Origin of the sequence: Mesorhizobium sp. M1004 (assembly GCF_040318795.1) — a bacterium.
Taxonomy (GTDB): Bacteria; Pseudomonadota; Alphaproteobacteria; order Rhizobiales; family Rhizobiaceae; genus Mesorhizobium.
The window spans coordinates 16341-37589 of the sequence record NZ_JAMYNB010000029.1; the positions used below are offsets into that span (position 1 = coordinate 16341).

The window sequence follows — 21249 nt, forward strand, 5'->3', positions numbered from 1 at the left end:
CATTGCCGCAAGATGCCGGAAATCCGGGCTTCGCCGCCTATTAATCCGGCTGATTCAGTGCGTCTTTCCGGCTCGCGGAAACATAAAGTGATCGGCTGCTTGCAGCGGCTGGCGGCGGACTAAGCGTGGATCAGGCGATTTCGTGCCGCCAGGGCGGGTTGGCGCCGGCCCGCGACACGGTCACCGCCGCCGCTTTGGCGCCGAGCGCCAGCGCCTGACGGATGGCGTCCTCCGAAAGGCCGCCGATCCCGGCCTTGGTGAGCAGGCCTTGCTCGTGCAGCGAGGCCAGAATGCCGGCATTGAAAGTGTCGCCGGCGCCGACCGTGTCTACCACCTCCACCTTATGCGGCATCACCGTGACCTTGTGTTCCCTGCTGTAGCCGACGGCACCTTCGCTGCCGTGGGTAACGACGATCAGCTTCGGGCCGCGATCCAGCCAGTTGCGGATGACGTCCTCATGCGAGCCGGCCTCGCCGAACCAGTGCAGATCCTCATCCGATAGCTTCACGATGTCGGCCATCGCCATCATCGAGCGGATGCGCCGGAGGTGCTTGGCTTTGTCGGGGATGAAGTTCGGCCGGATGTTGGGGTCGAGCATCATGACGCGGCGTTCGTGCTCGCGTTTCATGAATTCTTCGTAGGCAGCACCCGCCGGGTCCGAAATCAGGCTGATCGCGCCAAACAGCATGGCTTCGATCTCGGCGCCCAGTTTCGGCAGATCCTCTGTCGTCAGCATGCGCCCGGCGGTGTTTTCGTCGTAGAAAGTGTAGGTCGCCTGGCCGTTGGTGAGCCGCACGAAGGCGAGCGTGGTCGGGCGAGGGGAGGTGTGCGCATAGGTGGAGCTGACCTTGCTTGCGCCGAGCGCCTCGCGGAACTGGCCGCCGAACAGATCCGACGACAGGCCGGAAAAGAAGCCGGCGGGCGCGCCGAGGCGGCCAAGCGCGATCGCCGTGTTGAACACCGCGCCGCCGACATAGGGCGCAAAGGCCGGCTCTCCCTGTGTCGTGGTGCGCGGCAGCATGTCGATCAGGGCTTCGCCGCAGCAGAGGATCATGATTTCTTGTTCTCCGGCGGATAGATCACGCCCTTGCGGATGATGATGTTGGCATAGAGCCGGGGTTCGCTGGTGGCGACGATCGCATATGCCGACCGGACGCGTGCATAGAAGTCGGCGCCCGCCAGCGCAACCACCTTGCGGCCCGGCGCGCGCCTGGTGCAGATCGTTTCGATTTCATGGTGGACCGGATCGGCGACCGAGGGATCGCCTTTTACCGAGGCACGAAACAGCGCTTCCGGCACGAAGTCGTCCACCGGCAGCACGCTCAAAATGGCGTCAAGCACCGGTATGAGGTGAAGACCGTCGGCGCGGATCAGCCGGTTTGCCTGTTCTTCCGCCGGATAGTTGCCGTCGACGAGCGCGATCTCGTCGCCATGGCCCATGGCGCGCAATGTCGCCAGAAGCTCCGGACCGAGCAGCGACGGAATACCGATCAGCATTCAGATGCTCCTGGAAATCGTGGTCGAACCGATGAGGAAGCGTTCGGACAGCGGCAGGCTGGCGCCGCCCAGCGCGCGGGCATGGATGCCGACGGTGCCTTCGCGCACCACCGGAAGCTTCAGCCCTTCGCCATCGATCGTACCGATCGCCTGCCTGATCGCATCGACGAGCCGGCGCCGGACAGCGAGCGGCATCCAGCCGTCGATCACCGCGGCCTCGAAATCGATCACCGAGGACGCCGATACGATGGCATAGGCCAGCGCCTGAGCGGCATTGGCGATCCAGTCGTCGAGCTCGTGACCGATCTCGCCCCAATCCTCAGGCGACGTCCACAGATGCGAAGCCTCGACGCCGCGTGCGTTAAGCGCCTTTTCCAGCATGGCGATCGAGGCGACGTCGATGAGCTGCGTCGGCTTGCCGTCCGGCCCCGGCACCGGCATCGAACCCAGCGCCCCGGCATTTCCGGTTGGCCCGCCGAACAGCCGGCCGTTGAGCACGATGCCGCCGCCGGCAAAGGCGCCGATATAGAAATAGACGAAGTCGCGCGCCCCGCCGGTCTGGCCGAACACCAGTTCGGCGCCGCAGGCGGAGGTGGCGTCATTCTGCAGATAGACCGGGAATTCGCACTGCGCCTGGATGTCGGCACGGATGTCGCGATGGCGCCATTCGTCCATGATGTCGCGCGGCGCGCCGGCGGTGTCGGCCCAGTTCCACAGTTCGAACGGCATGGCGATGCCGAGCCCGGCAATGCGCTTGTCCTGCGCAGGTGTCAGTTCGGCGCGCATCGTCTTCATGCCTTCGGTGACGAACTCAACCGTCTCGCGCGGCGCCGGATAGCGGTAGGAGTGCTGCAGCATGGAACGCACAGTTCCGAGGAAATCGATCAGCACCAGTTCGGCGCTGCGGCGGCCGATCTTGAGGCCGACGAAGAAGGCGCCTTCGGGGTTCAGCGCCATCGGGATGGAGGGCTGGCCGATCTTGCCGCGCAACGGCGCCTGGCGCAGCAGCAGGCTGTCTTCCTCCAGTTCGCGCATGATGACCGAGACGGTCTGCGCTGAAAGCCCGGTCATGCGCGCAATGTCTGATTTGGCCAAGCTGCCATGCTGGCGAACCAACGACAGCACCAGCCGCTCATTGTGGTCGCGCATGCCGCTCTGGTTGGTGCCACGGTGGAGACGGCTGGCGGCCGCCTCGGGCGAACCGTGCCTCGCAATGCCGGTCTCCACCCTTGTTCCTTCCCTTGGTTTATTCTTACTGCTTTTGCGGCAGAATGAGTGAACCGCTCAAACCTGTCAATAATAAATAAGAGTGATTTAATTATTGACAGGCGGCTCCCGCTGGTGTCATTTGAGGGCGCGTCCACACTGGGAGAACTTCAGTGGATGCGCTCGAGATGCCGGTTGGCGGCATCCGCATGGTTCAATGGGAGGAAGATCGTGACCAAAGCATTATTGAAGTCCACCGTGTTCGCCGCGGCGGGCCTCGGCCTGATGGCGTTTGCTTCGACAGCATCGGCCGCCGGCGTCGGCGCCTGCCTGATCACCAAGACCGACACCAACCCTTTCTTCGTCAAGATGAAGGAGGGCGCGACCGCCAAGGCCAAGGAACTTGGCGTCGACCTCAAGACCTATGCCGGCAAGATCGACGGCGACAGCGAGAGCCAGGTAGCGGCGATCGAAAGCTGCATCGCCGACGGCGCCAAGGGCATCCTGATCACCGCGTCCGACACCAAGGGGATCGTGCCGACGGTGAAGAAGGCGCGTGACGCCGGCCTGCTGGTGATCGCGCTCGATACCCCGCTGGACCCGATTGATGCCGCCGACGCGACCTTCGCGACGGACAATCTGGAAGCCGGCAAACTGATCGGCGCCTGGGCAGCCGCGACCCTCGGCGACAAGGCCAAGGACGCCAAGATCGGCTTCCTCGACCTGACCCCCTCACAGCCGACCGTGGATGTGCTGCGCGACCAGGGCTTCATGATGGGCTTCGGCATCGACGTGAAGGATCCCAACAAGATCGGCGATGAGGACGATGCCCGCATCGTCGGGCACGACGTCACCAACGGCAATGAAGAAGGCGGCCGCAAGGCGATGGAAAACCTTCTGCAGAAGGACAACTCGATCACCGTCATCCACACCATCAACGAGCCCGCCGCTGTCGGCGCCTACCAGGCGCTCAAGGCGGTCGGGCTTGAAAGCCAGGTGCTGATCGTCTCGGTCGATGGCGGCTGCCCCGGTGTGAAGTCGGTGACCGAAGGCGTCATTGGCGCCACCTCGCAGCAATACCCGCTGCAGATGGCGGCACTCGGCATCGAGGCGATCGCCGCCTTCGCCAAGGACGGCGCCAAGCCTAAGCCGACCGAAGGCAAGAACTTCTTCGACACCGGCGTCAACCTCGTCACCGACAAGCCGGCCAATGGCGTGAAGTCGATCGACACCAAGGAAGGCCTCGCCAAGTGCTGGGGCTGATGGCTGTCTGACAGCCAGCGACAAGCTGACGGCCGGGGGCTTGATCCCCGGCCGCTTCGGGTGGACGATGCGTCACGCGAATAATCCCGGCAGCAGACCGGACAGGCGCGAGCGGGTATCGGCATGGAGCTGAAGCCCAGGGGAGGAAACATGGCTCAAGCACAGGAATTCGAGAAGGTTCTCTCGAGCAGCGACACAAGCGTTGCCGCCTTTGACGAGCACAAATCGGCCGTCAAGCGCATCCAGCATTTCCTGCACTCCACGCCGGCGGCGGTGCCGCTGATTGTGCTGGTCCTGTCGATCGTAATTTTCGGCATCGCCATTGGCGGGCGTTTCTTCTCATCCTATACGCTGACGTTGATCCTGCAGCAGATCGCCATCGTCGGCATCCTCGGTGCCGCGCAGACACTGGTCATCCTGACCGCCGGCATCGACCTTTCGATCGGCGTGATCATGGTGATTTCGGCCGTGATCATGGGCAATTGCGCGGTCAGCTACGGCATGCCGGCCGTGCTCGCAGTGCCCATCGGGCTTGCCGCCGGCGCAGCCTGCGGCCTGCTTAACGGTTTGCTGGTCGCCTACATGAAGCTGCCGCCGTTCATCGTCACGCTCGGCACCTGGAACATCGTCATGGCGACCAACTTCATCTATTCGGCCAACGAGACGATCCGCGATACCGACGTCGACGCCCAGGCGCCGCTGCTGCATCTCTTTGCCCTGAGTTTCAAGATCGGCACGGCGGTGCTGACACTGGGCGTCATCGCCACGGTCGTGCTCGTTTTGATCCTCTGGTACGTGCTCAATCACACCGCCTGGGGCCGCCACGTCTACGCCGTTGGTGATGATCAGGAGGCGGCGAAGCTGTCTGGCATCCAGACCAAGAAGGTGTTGATGACGGTCTACACCCTTGCCGGGTTGATCGCAGCTTTCGCTGCCTGGGTTTCCATCGGCCGCAACGGCTCGATCTCACCGTCAGCCGCCGTCACCGACTACAACCTGCAGGCGATAACTGCGACGGTGATCGGCGGCATTTCACTGTTCGGCGGGCGCGGCTCAATTCTGGGCACGCTTTTCGGCGCGATGATCGTCGGTGTCGTCTCGATGGGCCTCAACATGCTGGGCGCCGATCCGCAATGGAAGGTGCTGCTCACCGGTGTGCTGATCATCGGCGCCGTGGCGATCGACCAATGGATCAGAAAGGTTTCGGCATGACCGTGGAACCCATCCTCACCGCGCGCGGCTTGATCAAGCGCTATGGCCGTGTCACCGCCCTCGACAATGCCGACTTCGACCTCTACCCCGGCGAAATCCTGGCCGTCATCGGAGACAATGGCGCCGGCAAATCATCGCTGATCAAGGCGATTTCCGGCGCCGCCGTGCCCGACGAAGGCGAGATCCGTCTTGAAGGCAAGGCTGTCGCTTTTAAATCGCCCATGGAGGCGCGCGAGGCGGGCATCGAGACGGTCTACCAAAACCTGGCTTTGTCGCCGGCCCTGTCGATCGCCGACAACATGTTCCTCGGCCGCGAGATCCGCAAACCCGGCTTCCTCGGCGACTGGCTTCGCATGCTGGACCGGCCGGCAATGGAAAAGCGCGCCCGCGACAAGCTGACCGAGCTTGGCCTGATGACCATCCAGAACATCAGCCAGGCGGTGGAAACGCTGTCGGGCGGCCAGCGTCAGGGCGTGGCGGTGGCGCGCGCCGCCGCTTTCGGCAGCCGCGTGGTGATCATGGACGAGCCGACCGCGGCACTCGGCGTCAAGGAGAGCCGCCGCGTGCTGGAACTGATCCTCGACGTCAAGAAACGAGGCCTGCCGATCGTGCTGATCTCGCACAACATGCCGCATGTCTTCGAGGTCGCCGACCGTATCCATATTCATCGGCTGGGACGTCGCCTCTGCGTCATCGATCCCAAGCAATATACCATGTCCGACGCCGTCGCCTTCATGACGGGAGCGAAGGTTCCGCCGGAGGCTGCACTCGCTGCCTGATCCGCTCGACGGATAAATTGCCGCAGGGGGACCGGCGGCATGCTGGTCTAAATCGATTGAACGTATGTTGCGATGCACTAGGATAGGCTGGGACTGAGAGTGAAAGCCGGTATGATCGCAGCACGATCACGAGAGGCAGTATGACGCGAACAATGACAGCCAAAGCCCCCGATCTCGAAATACCCGATCCCAAGACGCTGGCCGACGAAGTCTTGCTGGCTCTCAAATACCGGGTCGGCAAAGGCACCTCCGTTGCCACGCAATATGATTGGCTGACAGCCTCGATCAAGGTCGTGCGCGACCGCATCGTCGATCATTGGATGCAGGCGACGCAGGAGGCCTACGCCCAGCAGGAAAAGCGCGTCTATTACCTGTCGCTCGAATTCCTCATCGGCCGGCTGATGCGCGATGCCTTCTCCAATCTCGGCCTGATGGACAATATGCGAGAAGCGCTCAAGTCGCTGGGCGTCGACCTCGACCTCATCGCCGGGCTCGAACCGGATGCAGCGCTCGGCAATGGCGGTCTTGGCCGGCTCGCCGCCTGCTTCATGGAAAGCATGGCGACCGTCGACATTCCCGCGCATGGCTACGGCATTCGCTACGCCAACGGCATGTTCCGCCAGGAGATCCATGATGGCTGGCAGGTCGAACTGCCCGAAACCTGGCTCGACCACGGCAACCCTTGGGAGTTCGAGCGGCGGGAGCGTGCCTTCGAGGTCGGCTTCGGCGGCTCGGTGGAATCGATCACCTCCAAGGATGGCCGGCTCGAACGTCACGTCTGGAAGCCGACCGAGCATGTCCAGGCCGTCGCCTACGACACCCCGGTGGTCGGCTGGCGGGCCAACCGCGTCAACACGCTGCGGCTTTGGTCCGGCATGCCGGTCGATCCGATCCTGCTCGACAAGTTCAACGCCGGCGACCACATCGGCGCGCTGGCCGAAAGCAACAAGGCCGATGCCTTGTCGCGCGTGCTTTACCCCGCCGATTCCCACAAGGCCGGCCAGGAACTGCGGCTGCGGCAGGAATATTTCTTCTCCACCGCGTCGCTGCAGGACATCGTCCAGCGCCATCTCAGCCAGTATGGCGATCTGGCCTCGCTGCCCGACAAGGCGGCGATCCACCTCAATGACACCCATCCGGCGATCGCCGTGCCAGAGCTGATGCGCCTGCTGATGGACGTCCATGGCCTAGATTTCGACCAGGCCTGGGACATCACCAAGCGCACCTTCGGCTACACCAACCACACGCTGCTGCCCGAAGCGCTGGAAAGCTGGCCGGTGCCGCTGTTCGAACGGCTTTTGCCGCGCCACATGCAGATCGTCTACGCCATCAATGCGCAGGTGCTGCTTGAGGCGCGCGCCACCAACCAGTTCTCAAACGAGCAGATCAGCCGCATCTCGCTGATCCAGGAAAATGGCGACCGCCGCGTGCGCATGGGTAACCTGGCCTTTGTCGGCTCGCACTCGATCAATGGCGTGTCGGCGTTGCACACCGAGCTGATGAAGGAGACGGTGTTTGCCGATCTCCACAAGCTCTATCCCGACCGCATCAACAACAAGACCAACGGCATCACGCCACGGCGCTGGCTGATCCAGTGCAATCCAGGCCTCACCGCGCTCGCCCGCGCGGCGATCGGGGACCGTTTCCTCGACGACATCGACGCCATCAAGGGGCTCGAAGCCTTTGCCGGCGACGCCGCCTTCCGCGACAAGTTCGCCGCCGTCAAGCGCTCCAACAAGGTCAAGCTCGCCAATCTGGTCGCAGACCGGCTCGGCATCAAGCTCGACCCGTCGGCGCTGTTCGACATCCAAGTCAAGCGCATCCACGAATACAAGCGCCAGCTGCTCAACATCCTGGAAGCGATCGCGCTCTACGACCAGATCCGCTCGCATCCCGAGCAGGACTGGATGCCGCGCGTCAAATTCTTCGGCGGCAAAGCGGCGCCCAGCTACCACAATGCCAAGCTGATCATCAAACTGGCCAACGACGTCGCCAAGGTCATCAACAGCGACCCGTCGGTGCGCGGGCTGCTGAAAGTGGTGTTCGTGCCGAACTACAATGTCAGCCTGGCCGAGGTGATGATGCCGGCCGCCGACCTGTCCGAGCAGATTTCGACTGCCGGCATGGAGGCGTCGGGCACCGGCAACATGAAGTTCGCGCTGAACGGCGCCTTGACCATCGGCACGCTCGACGGCGCCAATGTCGAGATCAAGGAATGCGTCGGCGACGACAACATCTTCATCTTCGGCCTGAGCACGGCGGAAGTCGCCGAGCGGCGCAGCAATGGCTACAACCCGCGCGCCGTGATCGAGGGCTCCCCTGAATTGGCGCAGGCTGTTGCCGCAGTATCGTCGGGCGTGTTCTCGCCCGACCAGCCGGATCGCTACCGCGAGCTGGTCGACGGTCTCTACAACAGCGATTGGTTCATGGTGGCGGCGGATTTCGACGCCTATGCCGCCGCCCAGCGCGATGTCGACGCCGTCTGGCGCAACAGCCCCGATTGGTACGCGCGCGCTATCCGCAACGTTGCCCGCGTCGGCTGGTTCTCTTCCGATCGCACGATCCGCCAATATGCGAAAGAAATCTGGAACGTGCCCGCCTGATATGATTGCATGAGGCCACGACAATGGGTCTTGTGCACAAGAACTGGTTCCCAGGGAGGGACACCGCCTGATGAAGAAACCGCGCGCGACCGCGACGACGAGCGGGTCGGACGGGCTGGCGTCAGCCGGCGATGTCGCCGCAATTGTTGCCGGCACGCATGGCGATCCTTTTGCAATCCTGGGCGTGCATGATGCCGGCAAGAGCCTGGTTGCCCGCTGCTTCGTCCCCAATGCCGAGTTCGTCACCGCATACACGCTGGCCGGCAAGAACGCCGGCGAACTCACGCGGCGCGACGACGCCGGTTTCTTCGAAGGCAGACTGTCGATCAAGAAGCGCCAGCCGCTGCGGTATCTCGCCAAAAATGCCGGCGGCGACTGGTGGCTGACCGATCCCTATTCCTTCGGCCCGGTGCTCGGCCCGATGGACGACTACTATATCGCGCAAGGGTCGCACCTCAGGCTGTTCGACAAGCTCGGCGCCCATCTCCTCGACCATGAAGGCGCGTCGGGCGTCCATTTCGCGGTCTGGGCGCCCAATGCAAGGCGCGTCTCCGTGGTCGGCGACTTCAACGAATGGGACGGCCGCCGCCATACGATGCGCGACCGCCGCGACACCGGCATCTGGGAACTGTTCATTCCCGATATCGGCGCCGGCCACCCCTATAAATACGAGATCATTGCCCCGGACGGCGTGCGCCTGCCGCTCAAGGCCGATCCGTTCGCCTTCAAGTCGGAATTGCGCCCGGCCACAGCCTCAGTGACGGCGGTGCCGCCGGCGCATGAATGGGGCGACGAGGCGCATCGCAATTACTGGCGAAAGGCCGATCCCCGGCGCGAAGCCATATCGATCTACGAGGTCCATGCCGGTTCGTGGCAGCAGCACGATGATGGCAGCTTCCTGCCATGGGACGAACTCGCCAACCAGCTGATCCCCTATGCTGTCGAGACCGGCTTCACCCACATCGAGTTCCTGCCGATCTCCGAACATCCCTATGACCCGTCATGGGGTTATCAGACAACCGGACTTTATGCCCCCTCGGCGCGCTTCGGCGACCCCGACGGCTTCGCCCGTTTCGTCGACGGTGCGCACCGCGCCGGCGTCGGCGTCATCCTCGACTGGGTGCCGGCGCATTTCCCGGTCGACGCGCATGGCCTGGCCAATTTCGACGGCACAGCACTTTATGAGCATGCCGACCCGCGCAAGGGTTTTCATCCCGACTGGAACACCGCGATCTACAATTTCGGCCGCCGCGAGGTGGTGTCGTTCCTGGTCAACAATGCGCTGTTCTGGGCCGAGAAATACCATGTCGACGGTTTGCGCGTGGATGCAGTGGCCTCGATGCTCTACCTCGATTATTCGCGCAAGGCTGGCGAATGGATTCCCAACGAGAAAGGCGGCCGCGAAAACCTCGAAGCGGTGTCCTTCCTGCAGAAGATGAACAAGGAGGTCTACGGCCACCATCCCGGCGTGATGACCATCGCCGAGGAATCGACCTCATGGCCGAAGGTCTCGGCGCCGGTGCATGAAGGCGGGCTGGGCTTCGGCTTCAAATGGAACATGGGCTTCATGCACGACACGCTGGAGTATTTCGCCAGGGAGCCGATCTTCCGCAAGCACCACCACAACGACCTGACGTTCGGATTGACCTACGCTTTCTCCGAGAATTTCGTGCTGCCGCTGTCCCATGACGAGGTCGTGCACGGCAAGGGCACGCTGCTCGGCAAGATGGCCGGCGACGACTGGCAGAAGTTCGCGACTTTGCGCGCCTTCTATGCCTTCATGTGGGGCTATCCCGGCAAGAAGCTGTTGTTCATGGGCCAGGAATTCGCCCAGCGCCGCGAGTGGAGCGAGGCGCGCGCGCTCGACTGGAACCTGCTCGACTTCCACCCGCATCGCGGCGTCTGGCAGACGGTGCGCGACCTCAACTATCTCTACCGCTCGCGCCCGGCGCTGCATGCGCGCGACTGCGAGCCGGACGGCTTCTCCTGGCTGATCGTCGACGACAAGGAAAATTCGGTCTTCGCCTGGCTGCGCAGCGCGCCCGGCGGCAACCCGATCGCCGTCATTTCCAACTTCACGCCAGTGCCGCGCGACAATTATCGCGTGCCATTGCCCAAGGTCGGCAAATGGCGCGAAATCATCAACACCGACGCTTCGGACTACGGTGGTTCGGGCAAGGGCAATGGCGGTGTGGTCGAAGCCAGGGCGGAAGGAGGAGGCATTTCGGCAACGATGCTTTTGCCGCCGCTGTCGACGATCATGCTTGAACTCGTTGCGGACTAGGTCCGTCAACTCGTTTCGGATTAGGTCCGTCGACTCGTTGCGGACCGGGCGATGCTCCAGACTGGTAATTTGGGAGGGTAAAGATGGCAGACTTGAAGAGAACCCAGCCGCTGGCGCGCGATGCCATGGCCTATGTGCTGGCCGGCGGCCGCGGCAGCCGGCTCAAGGAATTGACCGACCGCAGGGCCAAGCCGGCTGTCTATTTCGGCGGCAAGACGCGCATCATCGATTTCGCGCTGTCCAATGCGCTGAATTCCGGCATCCGCCGCCTCGGTGTCGCCACCCAGTACAAGGCGCATTCGCTGATCCGCCACCTGCAGCGCGGCTGGAACTTCCTGCGCCCGGAGCGGAACGAAAGCTTCGACATCCTGCCGGCCTCCCAGCGTGTCTCGGAAACCCAGTGGTATGAAGGCACCGCCGACGCCGTCTACCAGAACATCGACATCATCGAGGCCTATGGCCCTGAATATATGGTGATCCTGGCCGGCGACCATATCTACAAGATGGACTACGAGCTGATGCTGCGCCAGCACGTCGATGCCAATGCCGACGTCACTGTCGGTTGCCTGGAAGTGCCGCGCTTGGAAGCGACCGGCTTCGGTGTCATGCATGTCGACGGCAAGGACAACATCATCGCGTTCGTCGAAAAGCCCGCCGACCCGCCCGGCATTCCCGACAAGCCGAAATTCGCGCTGGCTTCGATGGGCATCTATGTCTTCAAGACCAAGTTCCTGATGGAGCAGCTGCGCCGCGATGCCGCCGAGCCGGGTTCAAGCCGCGACTTCGGCAAGGACATCATCCCCTACATCGTACAGCACGGTAAGGCGATCGCGCACCGTTTCGCCAAGTCCTGCGTGCGCTCGACGGCCGAGAACGAAGCCTATTGGCGCGATGTCGGCACGGTCGACGCCTACTGGGAAGCCAATATCGACCTGACCGACATCACTCCCGAACTCGACCTCTACGACCGCGACTGGCCGATCTGGACCTATGCCGAATTGAAGCCGCCGGCAAAGTTCGTGCATGACGAGGATGGCCGGCGCGGTTCGGCCGTCTCCTCGCTGGTCTCAGGCGATTGCATCGTCTCGGGTGCTTCGCTGAAGCGCAGCCTGATCTTCACCGGCGCGCGCATCAACTCCTATTCGACGCTGGAAGAGGTCGTCATGCTGCCCGACGTTCATGTCGGCCGGAACGCAAAGTTGAAGCGCGTCGTCATCGACCACGGTGTAAGGATACCGGAAGGGCTGGTGGTTGGCGAAGACCCTGTTCTCGACGCCAAGCGTTTCCGGGTTTCGGAAAAGGGCATCTGCCTGGTCACGCAGGACATGATCGACAAGCTGAAGCTGTAAGACGGGGTACCATAAACGCATGCAGGTTCTTTCGGTCACGCCCGAGATATTCCCGCTGATCAAGACCGGCGGACTTGCCGACGTGACCGGCGCATTGCCGATCGCGCTGGCCGCCAAGGGCGTGACCATGCGCACGCTCATCCCCGGCTTTCCCCAGGTGATGGACGCCTTCAAGAAAAAGAAGGCTGTCTACCAATACCCGCTGCTGCAGGGCGGCAAGGCTTCGGTCCATGCCGTCAAGATCGCCGGGCTCGACCTGTTCGTGCTCGACGCGCCGCATCTCTACGACCGTCCCGGCGGCCCTTACGGCAATGCGGCCGGCGCCGATTGGCCCGACAATTGGCGGCGTTTTGCTGCGCTCAGCCAGGTCGGTGGCGATATCGCCGGCGGCGCCATTTCCGGCTACCAGCCGGATCTCGTCCACGCCCATGACTGGCAGTCGGCGATGACGCTGGCCTATATGCGCTACGGCAAGGCGGTCGGCGTGCCGTCGCTGATCACGGTTCACAACCTTGCCTTCCAGGGTCAGTTCGGCGCCGGCATTTTTGGCGAGCTCGGCTTGCCGGCCGCGGCGATGGCGCTCGACGGCGTAGAATACTATGGCGGCGTCGGCTTCCTCAAGGCCGGCCTGCAGGCGGCCTGGGCGATCACCACGGTGAGCCCCACCTATGCCCAGGAAATCCGCTCGCCGGAATTCGGCATGGGCCTCGACGGCCTGATCAACATGCGCTCTTCCGACCTCTACGGCATCGTCAACGGGATCGACACCGACATCTGGAACCCGGAGACCGACAAGCATCTGGTGTCGGCCTACTCCGCCGCGACGCTCAAGGCTCGGCTTTCCAACCGGGCGGTTGTCGAGGACCGCTTCAGCCTCGAGCGCGACGACAGTCCGATCGTCTGCGTCGTCAGCCGGCTGACCTGGCAGAAGGGCATGGACATACTGGCGGCTGTGGTCGACGGCGTCGTCGCCACCGGCGCGCGGCTGGCGATCCTCGGCTCAGGCGACGCCGGCCTGGAAGGCGCGCTGCTGGCTGCCACCGCCCGCCATCGCGGCCGTGTCGGCGTCGTCGTCGGCTATGACGAGGGGCTTTCCCACACCATGCAGGGCGGCTGCGACGCCATCGTCATCCCATCGCGCTTCGAGCCTTGCGGGCTGACCCAGCTTTACGGCCTACGCTATGGCTGCGTGCCGGTCGTCGCCCGCACCGGCGGCCTTGCCGACACCATCATCGACGCCAATGAAGCAGCGATCTCGGCCGGTGTAGCCACCGGCTTCCAGTTCGCGCCCAATAGTGGCGGCGCCATGCTGCACGCCATCCGCCGGCTGGTCGATGCGCATTCGAGCCCGGCCGTCTGGGAACAGATCCAGCGCCAGGGCATGAAGGCCGATGTCTCCTGGGACAAGAGCGCCGACAAATACGTTGAACTCTACCGCCTGCTGCTTTCGAAAAGGGTTGCCTGAAGCATGATCCGGACCGTCGCCACCAAACCCTATCTCGACCAGAAACCCGGCACGTCCGGACTGCGCAAGAAGGTGCCTGTCTTTCAGCAGGAGCACTATGCCGAGAACTTCATCCAGTCGATCTTCGACGCGCTGGAGGGCTTTGAGGGTAAGACGCTGGTGATCGGCGGCGACGGCCGCTTCTACAACCGCGAGGTCATCCAGAAGGCCATCGCCATGGCGGCGGCCAACGGCTTCGGCAAGGTGATGGTCGGGCAGGGCGGCATATTGTCGACGCCGGCGGCGTCGCATGTCATCCGCAAATACAAGACCTTCGGCGGCATCATCCTGTCGGCCAGTCACAATCCGGGCGGCCCGCACGAGGATTTCGGCATCAAGTACAATGCCGGCAATGGCGGCCCGGCGCCGGAAAAGCTGACCGACGCGATCTTCGAAAAGACCAAGACGATTTCGAGCTTCAAGACCGCCGACATCGACCAGATCGACATCGACAAGATCGGCACGGTGACCGCCGGCGGCATGGCGGTCGAGATTATCGACCCGGTCACCGACTATGCCGAATTGATGGAGAGCCTGTTCGACTTCGACGCCATCCGCGCCAATTTCAAATACGGCTTCCGCATGCGCTTCGACGCCATGCATGCGGTCACCGGCCCGTATGCCAAGGAAATCCTCGAGCGCCGGCTCGGCGCGGAGAATGGCACCTGCCGCAACTACAAGCCGCTGCCGGATTTTGGCGGCCATCACCCGGATCCGAACCTGGTCCACGCCAAGCATCTCTATGACGAGATGATGGGACCGGATGCGCCCGATTTCGGCGCCGCTTCCGACGGCGACGGTGACCGCAATCTCATCATCGGCAAGGGCATTTTCGTCACCCCGTCGGATTCGGTGGCCATGCTTGCCGCCAATGCGCAATTGGCGCCGGGCTACAAGGACGGCCTCAAAGGCATCGCCCGCTCGATGCCGACCAGCGGCGCTGCCGACCGCGTCGCCGAACAGCTCGGCATCGGCATCTACGAAACGCCGACCGGTTGGAAGTTCTTCGGCAATCTGCTCGATGCCGGCATGGCAACGATCTGCGGCGAGGAAAGCGCCGGCACCGGCTCGAACCATGTCCGTGAAAAGGACGGGCTGTGGGCGGTGCTGTTGTGGCTGAACATCCTGGCCGTGCGCGGCGAAAGCTGCAAGGACGTCGTCACCGAACATTGGGCGACCTACGGCCGCAATTACTATTCACGTCATGACTATGAGGAGGTCGAAACCGAGCGCGCCAACGCCCTGGTCGACGAGTTGCGCGCCAAGCTGACCTCGCTGCCCGGCACCAGCGTGCGCGGCCTGAAGATCGCCAATGCCGACGACTTCGCCTATCACGATCCGGTCGACGGTTCGGTGAGCAAGAACCAGGGCATCCGCATCCTGTTCGAAGGCGGCTCGCGTGTCGTGTTTCGTTTGTCCGGCACCGGCACGTCGGGTGCTACGCTGCGCGTATACATCGAGCGCTACGAGCCGGACAGAGCGCGGCATGATCTCGACACGCAAGAGGCGCTCGCCGACCTGATCGCGGCTGCCGATGATATCGCCGGGATCAAGAGCCACACCGGGCGCAACAAGCCGAGCGTGATTACTTGAGGGTGGTGACGTCTTTACCCTCGCCCTTGTGGGGAGGGTCGATCCGCGCAGCGGATCGGGTTGGGGGTGCTCGTAAAGCGCTTTCCCCGCGCCGACCCCCACCCCGCTCACTTCGTTCGCGACCCTCCCCACAAGGGGGAGGGTGGAGGATGCGCCGATGACCCAGCTCGGCGCAACGGTCACTCCCGAAGGCATCCGCTTCGCCGCCTGGTCGTCGTCCGCGCGGCGCCTGTGGGTGTCGATCTTCGACGACACCGGCGCCCGTGAAATCGACCGGCTCGAACTTCAGCCGGAAGGCGAGAGCGTCCATGCGCTGTTCGTCGCCGGCCTTGCCGCGGGTACGCGCTACGGCTTTCGCGCCGACGGCGAATATGCGCCGGAGCGCGGGCTGTGGTTCGATCCCGACAAGCTGCTCACTGATCCCTACGCTGTCGAGATAGACCGGCCCTACCAGCATCATTGGCGGCTTGCCGCCCGGCGCAACGAAGGCACCGATACCGCGCCGCTGATGCCGAAGACCGTCGCCCGCGCGCTACCCAAGCCGCTGCCGGCCAAGGCGCCTTTGTTCCAGCCGGGCGGTCTGATCTACGAACTCAATGTCCGTTCCTTCACCAGACTGCATCCGGACGTGCCCCAAGCGCAGCGCGGCACCATTGCGGCACTTGCGCATCCGGCCATCCTCGAACACCTCAGAAAGATCGGCGTCTCCGCCGTTGAGCTGATGCCCGTGACGGCATGGATCGATGAGCGCCATCTACCGCCGCTCGGCCTCAGCAACGCATGGGGCTACAACCCAGTCACCTTCATGGCGCTCGATCCGCGGCTGGCGCCGGGCGGCCTCGCCGAATTGCGCGATACGGCGGGGGTGCTGCGCAAGGCTGGCATTGGCACCATCCTCGATCTCGTCTTCAATCATACCGGCGAAAGTGACCGGCTCGGGCCGACGCTGTCGCTGCGCGGCCTCGACAATCAAGCCTACTACCGCAGCGAGCCGGACGGCAGGTTGGCCAACGATACCGGCACCGGCAATACCATTGCCTGCGATCATCCGGTCGTTCGCGACATGGTACTCGACACGCTACGCCATTTCGTCCGCCATGCCGGCGTCGACGGTTTCCGCTTCGACCTGACGCCGGTCCTCGGCCGCGTCGCTGGCGTATTCGATCCGGCGGCCCCGTTGCTCGAGACCATCGCTGGCGATCCTCTGCTTGCCGATAGGGTGCTGATCGCCGAGCCGTGGGACATCGGCCCGAATGGCTATCAGCTCGGCAATTTCCGGCCGCCTTACCTCGAATGGAACGACCGCTACCGCGACGACGTCAGGCGCTTCTGGCGCGGCGATGCCGGCGCGGTCGGTGCGCTGGCGACAAGGCTCGCCGGCTCCTCCGATGTGTTCGGCAGGGAGGGCCAATCCGCCAGCCGCACGGTCAACTTCATCGCCGCACACGATGGCATGACGCTGACCGATATCGTCGCCTATGAAGCCAAGCACAACCAGGCCAATGGCGAGAAGAACCGCGACGGCCACAATGAGAACCTGTCCTGGAACAACGGCGTCGAGGGCGAAACCTCGGACAAGGCGATTGCCGAGGCCCGTTCCCATGATCGCTTCGCGCTGCTCGCCACTCTGTTTGCCTCGCGCGGCACCATCATGCTGACGGCGGGCGATGAATTCGGCCGCACGCAAGGGGGCAACAACAACGCCTATGCGCAGGACAACGCCATCACCTGGCTCGACTGGGCCGGGCGCGACGTCGGGCTGGAAGCCCATGTGTCGGCGCTCGCAGCTCTGCGCGGCGCGGTGCCGGCGCTTTCCGATACGCGCTTCCTGACCGGAGAGCCGCCGGACGGTTCTGATGTGCCCGACGTCGCGTGGCTGACCGAGACCGGCGCGCCGCTCGGCGAAGCCGACTGGAACGATGGCTCGCGCCATCGCCTCGTCATGCTGCTCGGCGATGGCGGGGAAGGCCGCCTGGCTGTGATCGTCAATGGCGATCGCCGCCAATGCGTCTTCACGCTGCCCGCGCGGCAAGGGTTTGAATGGCAGCCGGGTGTTGAAGCGCAAGCGGTCGACCTCGCGTGGCCGCTGCCCGGCCGCAGTGTCAGTTTCATGATCGAGCGCCGGACCGCAAAGGCCCGCGCCAGGAAGGGTCCGTGATGGCCGACGACAATGCCCAGCCGGGACCCGAACAGAGCGCCGACTGGTGGCGCGGCTGCGTCATCTACCAGATCTATCCTCGCTCCTTCCAGGACACCACCGGCGACGGCAGCGGCGACCTCTCAGGCATCACCTCACGGCTGGCGCACGTCGCCTCGCTCGGCGTCGACGCCGTCTGGCTGTCGCCCTTCTTCAAATCGCCAATGGCCGATATGGGCTACGACGTCTCCGACTATCAGGCGGTCGATCCGATGTTCGGCACGCTCGACGACTTTGACGCGCTGGTTGCCGAGGCGCACAGGCTCGGCCTGAAGGTGATCATCGATCAGGTGTTGTCGCACTCCTCCGACAAGCACGAATGGTTTGTAGAGAGCCGTGCCAGCAAGGATAATCCCAAGGCTGACTGGTATGTCTGGGCCGACACCAGGCCGGACGGCAACGCGCCCAACAACTGGCTGTCGGTCTTCGGCGGCCCGGCCTGGGAGTGGGACGCGACCCGCCGGCAATACTACATGCACAATTTCCTCGCCTCGCAGCCGGACCTCAACTTCCACAATCCTGAGGTTCAAGACGCGTTGTTGCAGACGGTGCGGTTCTGGCTCGAGCGCGGCGTCGACGGCTTCCGCCTGGATACGGTCAACTACTATGTCCACGACCGCTGGCTGCGCAGCAACCCGCCGCTGGCGTCGAGCGTCGCCGGCACCAACGGCGAAACCAACACCTATCTCTTCCAGGAGCACCTGTTCGACAAGACGCAACCGGAAAACCTCGATTTCCTCAGGCGCTTCCGCGCTTTGCTCGACGAATATGACGGCCGCGCCAGTGTCGGCGAGGTCGGCGACGAAGGCCGCTCGCTGCAGACGCTGGCCGCCTACACATCCGGCGGCGACAAGCTCAACATGTGCTACACCTTCGACCTGCTCGGCCCGCAATTCTCAGCCGCCCATGTGCGCGGCTGCGTCGAGGCCTTCGAGGCAGCTGTCGCCGACGGCTGGGTCTGCTGGGCGTTCTCCAACCACGATGTCGTGCGCCATGTCAGCCGCTGGACGCGGCCGGGCGGCGATCCAGATGCGGTGGCGACATTCGCTATCGCTTTGCTCTCCTGCCTGCGGGGCTCGATCTGTCTCTACCAAGGCGAAGAGCTTGGGCTGGAGGAGGCGGAACTGACCTTCGAGGATCTGCGCGATCCCGTCGGCATCCGTTTCTGGCCGGGGGTAAAGGGCAGGGACGGCTGCCGCACACCGATGGTCTGGGAAGCGGGCGCCGACAATGCCGGGTTTTCCTCGGGAAAACCCTGGCTGCCGGTGCCGGAAAGCCACCGCGCTCGGGCGGTCGATATCCAGAACGCCGACGACAAGTCCGTGCTCGCCGGCTACCGGACGATGCTCGCCTTGCGCAAGGCGCATCTGGCGCTGGTCAAGGGCCCGATCCGCTTTCTCGATACCGACGGCGATGTCCTTGCCTTCATCCGGCAGGGCGAGGACGAGATATTGCTCTGCGTCTTCAATTTCGCCGACAAGCCGGCCGACTGGCGACTGCCGCCGGATCTCCAGCTTGTCGAGGCGATCGCCCTGGGTGGCGGTGCCGTCCTGCAGGAGGAGGGGCTGTTGCTGCCGGCCCTGGGCTGGTTTGTCGGCAAGGTAGGCTGATCTTTCAGGGACGCCGTCCGGCTTCAAAAAAGATCATGATCCGCGCAACCGGCGCCACGTTTTCCATTCGGGCTTCTTAGGTACTTTCGTTGAGCTTGGCCACGAACTGCATTCCTGGAATGGTTCCAGATGGTTGCGCTAATGACAACTGCTGAGGGCAAAACCCATACAGGACAACCACAAGCTGCACCCAATTGGACCTTGTAATATAGATTAGCTATGGCTGGTTTAAGGTGAGGATGCTCACTTAGCGTCAAGCAAGACTCGGTTGAAATAATATTTCCGTCTGTCTAGTCTCCTGCCACCAGCTGCCGGAACGGGAACCGGCGGCGCGCTCGAAGGGGCCAGAAATCGGTTCCGGGGCGTCAACACTCGTAAGGCGCAGCCGATGGGCAGCGCCACAGGGAGAGACTTCATGCTGAAAAATATGCTGAAGGCGACGCTTGTCGCCGCGACCATGACCTTTGCCGCAGGCACGTTCCTGACGCCGGCCCTTGCCGAGACCGTCTATAACAGAGGCAGCGCCGCCGAAGCGGAGACGGTCGATCCGCACAAGACCTCGACCGTCTACGAAGCCGATATCATACGCGACCTGTTCCAGGGACTGGTCATGCACGATCAGAAGACGAACCTCATCCCGGGCGCCGCCGAAAGCTGGACGGTATCTGATGACGGCACCGTCTACACCTTCAAGCTGCGCAAGGACGGCTTGTGGTCGGATGGCAGCCCGGTGACGGCGGACGACTTCGTTTATTCCTTCCGTAGGCTGGAGGATCCGGCGACCGCCGCCGAATACGCTTCCATGCTCTATCCCGTGAAGAACGCCGAGGAAGTCAACACCAAGAAAGGCAAGCCCGAGGACATGGGCGTCAAGGCGATCGACGCCAACACCCTGGAAGTGACGCTGAAGGCGCCGACGCCATACTTCCTGGAGATGCTGACCCACCAGGCTACCTACCCGGTCAACAAGGCCTCGATCGACAAGCTCGGCGCCGACTGGATCAAGGCGGGCAATCTCGTTTCGAACGGCGCCTATACATTGGCCGAGTGGATTCCCAACGACCACATGAAGCTGGTCAAGAATCCGAAATTCTGGGATGCCGCGACCGTCAAGATGGACGTCGTCAACTACATCCCGACCGAAGACCGCTCTTCGGCGATGAAGCGCTTCGAGGCAGGCGAACTCGACAGCTACGGCGACCTGCCGACCGAACAGCTCGCTGACCTCAAGACCAAGTTCGGCGATCAGGTCCGCGTCGGACCGTATCTCGGCACCTATTATTACGCGATCAAGACCGACAAGGCGCCCTGGGACAATGTCGAGCTGCGCAACGCCATCTCGATGGCTATCGACCGCGACTTCCTGGCCGAAAAGGTCTGGCAGAATTCCATGCTGCCTGGCTATTCGATGGTGCCTCCGGGCATCGCCGGCTACACGCCGGCAATGGCCAAATACGCCGACATGCCGCAGATCGACCGCGAGGACGCCGCCAAGAAGATCCTTGAGAAACTCGGCTATACGCCCGAGCATCCGCTGAAGATGGAGATCCGCTACAACACCTCGGAAAACCACAAGAACACCGCGGTTGCCATCCAGGAACAGTTGAAGCCGCTTGGCGTCGAGATCACGCTGCTCAACACCGATACCAAGACCCACTATTCCTTCCTCGAGCAGAAGGGCAACTACGACGTGGCGCGTGCCGCCTGGATCGCCGACTACAAGGATCCCGAGACCTTCCTCGGCATCACCCGCAAGGCCAGCGGCAACAACTATTCGAACTACGTCAGCCCGGCATATGAGGCGGCCATGGACAAGGCCGCGGCTGCCGGCGGCAAGCCGGAAGAGCGCATGAAGGACCTCACTGAGGCCGAGCGCATCCTTGTCGATGACGTCGGCAACATTCCGCTTCTCTACTACAGCTTCCACGATATCGTTTCCTCGAAGCTGCATGGCTTCGATGACAATGTGATGGACATCCATCCGTCCCGCTTCGTCTCCAAGGACTGATAATCATCCTTGACTGGACCGGGGGGGGGCCCGGGGGGGGGGGGGGGGGGGGGGGGGGGGGGGGGGGGGCGCGCCGGGGGGGAGGGGGGGTGGGGTGGTGAGGGGGGGGGGGGGGGGGGGGGGAGTAGAAAAAAAAACAGAGCG

General features: G+C 63.4%; 14 protein-coding genes. 11 read left to right on the plus strand and 3 right to left on the minus strand.

Annotated elements, in window-relative coordinates:
* Positions 1-130: 130 nt before the first annotated feature.
* Genes NKH54_RS31660 through NKH54_RS31670 form a run of 3 tightly spaced genes read right to left on the minus strand, consistent with a single transcriptional unit; the run spans position 131 to position 2724 of the window.
* Positions 131-1054: a carbohydrate kinase family protein gene (locus NKH54_RS31660; protein WP_023684582.1), complete on the minus strand. Its 924-nt coding sequence runs from the start codon at positions 1052-1054 to the stop codon at positions 131-133.
* The gene (locus NKH54_RS31665) at positions 1051-1497 is read right to left on the minus strand and encodes an RbsD/FucU family protein (protein ID WP_023715700.1); all 447 of its coding nucleotides are present in this window, start codon (positions 1495-1497) and stop codon (positions 1051-1053) included. The genes NKH54_RS31660 and NKH54_RS31665 overlap by 4 nt, the downstream gene beginning before the upstream one ends.
* A complete protein-coding gene (locus NKH54_RS31670) occupies positions 1498-2724 on the minus strand; it encodes an ROK family transcriptional regulator (RefSeq protein ID WP_353029681.1) in 1227 nt (408 codons plus the stop codon).
* Positions 2725-2988: 264 nt separating this feature from the next.
* On the opposite strand from NKH54_RS31670, the gene NKH54_RS31675 reads away from it, so the two are divergent.
* The 11 genes from NKH54_RS31675 to NKH54_RS31725 all read left to right on the plus strand — a co-directional run bounded on the left by NKH54_RS31675 (position 2989) and on the right by NKH54_RS31725 (position 21105).
* Positions 2989-3966, plus strand: coding sequence for a sugar ABC transporter substrate-binding protein (locus NKH54_RS31675; RefSeq protein ID WP_081725578.1), 978 nt, complete (start codon positions 2989-2991; stop codon positions 3964-3966).
* Between the two features lie 150 nt (positions 3967-4116).
* Positions 4117-5178, plus strand: a complete 1062-nt coding sequence (locus tag NKH54_RS31680; RefSeq protein WP_023670725.1) for an ABC transporter permease — start codon at positions 4117-4119, stop codon at positions 5176-5178.
* On the plus strand, positions 5175-5957 hold the full coding sequence (locus NKH54_RS31685; protein WP_023670726.1) for an ATP-binding cassette domain-containing protein: 783 nt from the start codon (positions 5175-5177) through the stop codon (positions 5955-5957). The genes NKH54_RS31680 and NKH54_RS31685 overlap by 4 nt, the downstream gene beginning before the upstream one ends.
* 140 nt (positions 5958-6097) lie before the next feature.
* Positions 6098-8560, plus strand: a complete 2463-nt coding sequence (locus NKH54_RS31690; RefSeq protein ID WP_023742687.1) for a glycogen/starch/alpha-glucan phosphorylase — start codon at positions 6098-6100, stop codon at positions 8558-8560.
* A gap of 70 nt (positions 8561-8630) precedes the next feature.
* The gene (gene glgB / locus NKH54_RS31695) at positions 8631-10844 is read left to right on the plus strand and encodes a 1,4-alpha-glucan branching protein GlgB (RefSeq protein ID WP_353029682.1); all 2214 of its coding nucleotides are present in this window, start codon (positions 8631-8633) and stop codon (positions 10842-10844) included.
* An 83-nt stretch (positions 10845-10927) separates the two neighbouring features.
* Entirely contained in the window at positions 10928-12193 is a 1266-nt protein-coding gene (gene glgC, locus NKH54_RS31700; RefSeq protein WP_353029683.1) for a glucose-1-phosphate adenylyltransferase, read from the plus strand.
* A 19-nt stretch (positions 12194-12212) separates the two neighbouring features.
* Positions 12213-13658 (plus strand): glycogen synthase GlgA, encoded by a 1446-nt coding sequence (glgA, locus tag NKH54_RS31705; protein WP_023821043.1) that lies wholly within the window; start codon positions 12213-12215, stop codon positions 13656-13658.
* 3 nt (positions 13659-13661) lie between these two features.
* Positions 13662-15290, plus strand: coding sequence for an alpha-D-glucose phosphate-specific phosphoglucomutase (locus NKH54_RS31710; RefSeq protein WP_023752773.1), 1629 nt, complete (start codon positions 13662-13664; stop codon positions 15288-15290).
* A 157-nt stretch (positions 15291-15447) separates the two neighbouring features.
* The gene (gene glgX / locus NKH54_RS31715; protein ID WP_023821044.1) at positions 15448-17448 is read left to right on the plus strand and encodes a glycogen debranching protein GlgX; all 2001 of its coding nucleotides are present in this window, start codon (positions 15448-15450) and stop codon (positions 17446-17448) included.
* The gene (gene bglA / locus NKH54_RS31720; protein WP_023821045.1) at positions 17448-19097 is read left to right on the plus strand and encodes a beta-galactosidase BglA; all 1650 of its coding nucleotides are present in this window, start codon (positions 17448-17450) and stop codon (positions 19095-19097) included. The genes glgX and bglA overlap by 1 nt, the downstream gene beginning before the upstream one ends.
* Before the next feature lie 415 nt (positions 19098-19512).
* Entirely contained in the window at positions 19513-21105 is a 1593-nt protein-coding gene (locus NKH54_RS31725; protein ID WP_023670734.1) for a peptide ABC transporter substrate-binding protein, read from the plus strand.
* Positions 21106-21249 lie beyond the last annotated feature (144 nt).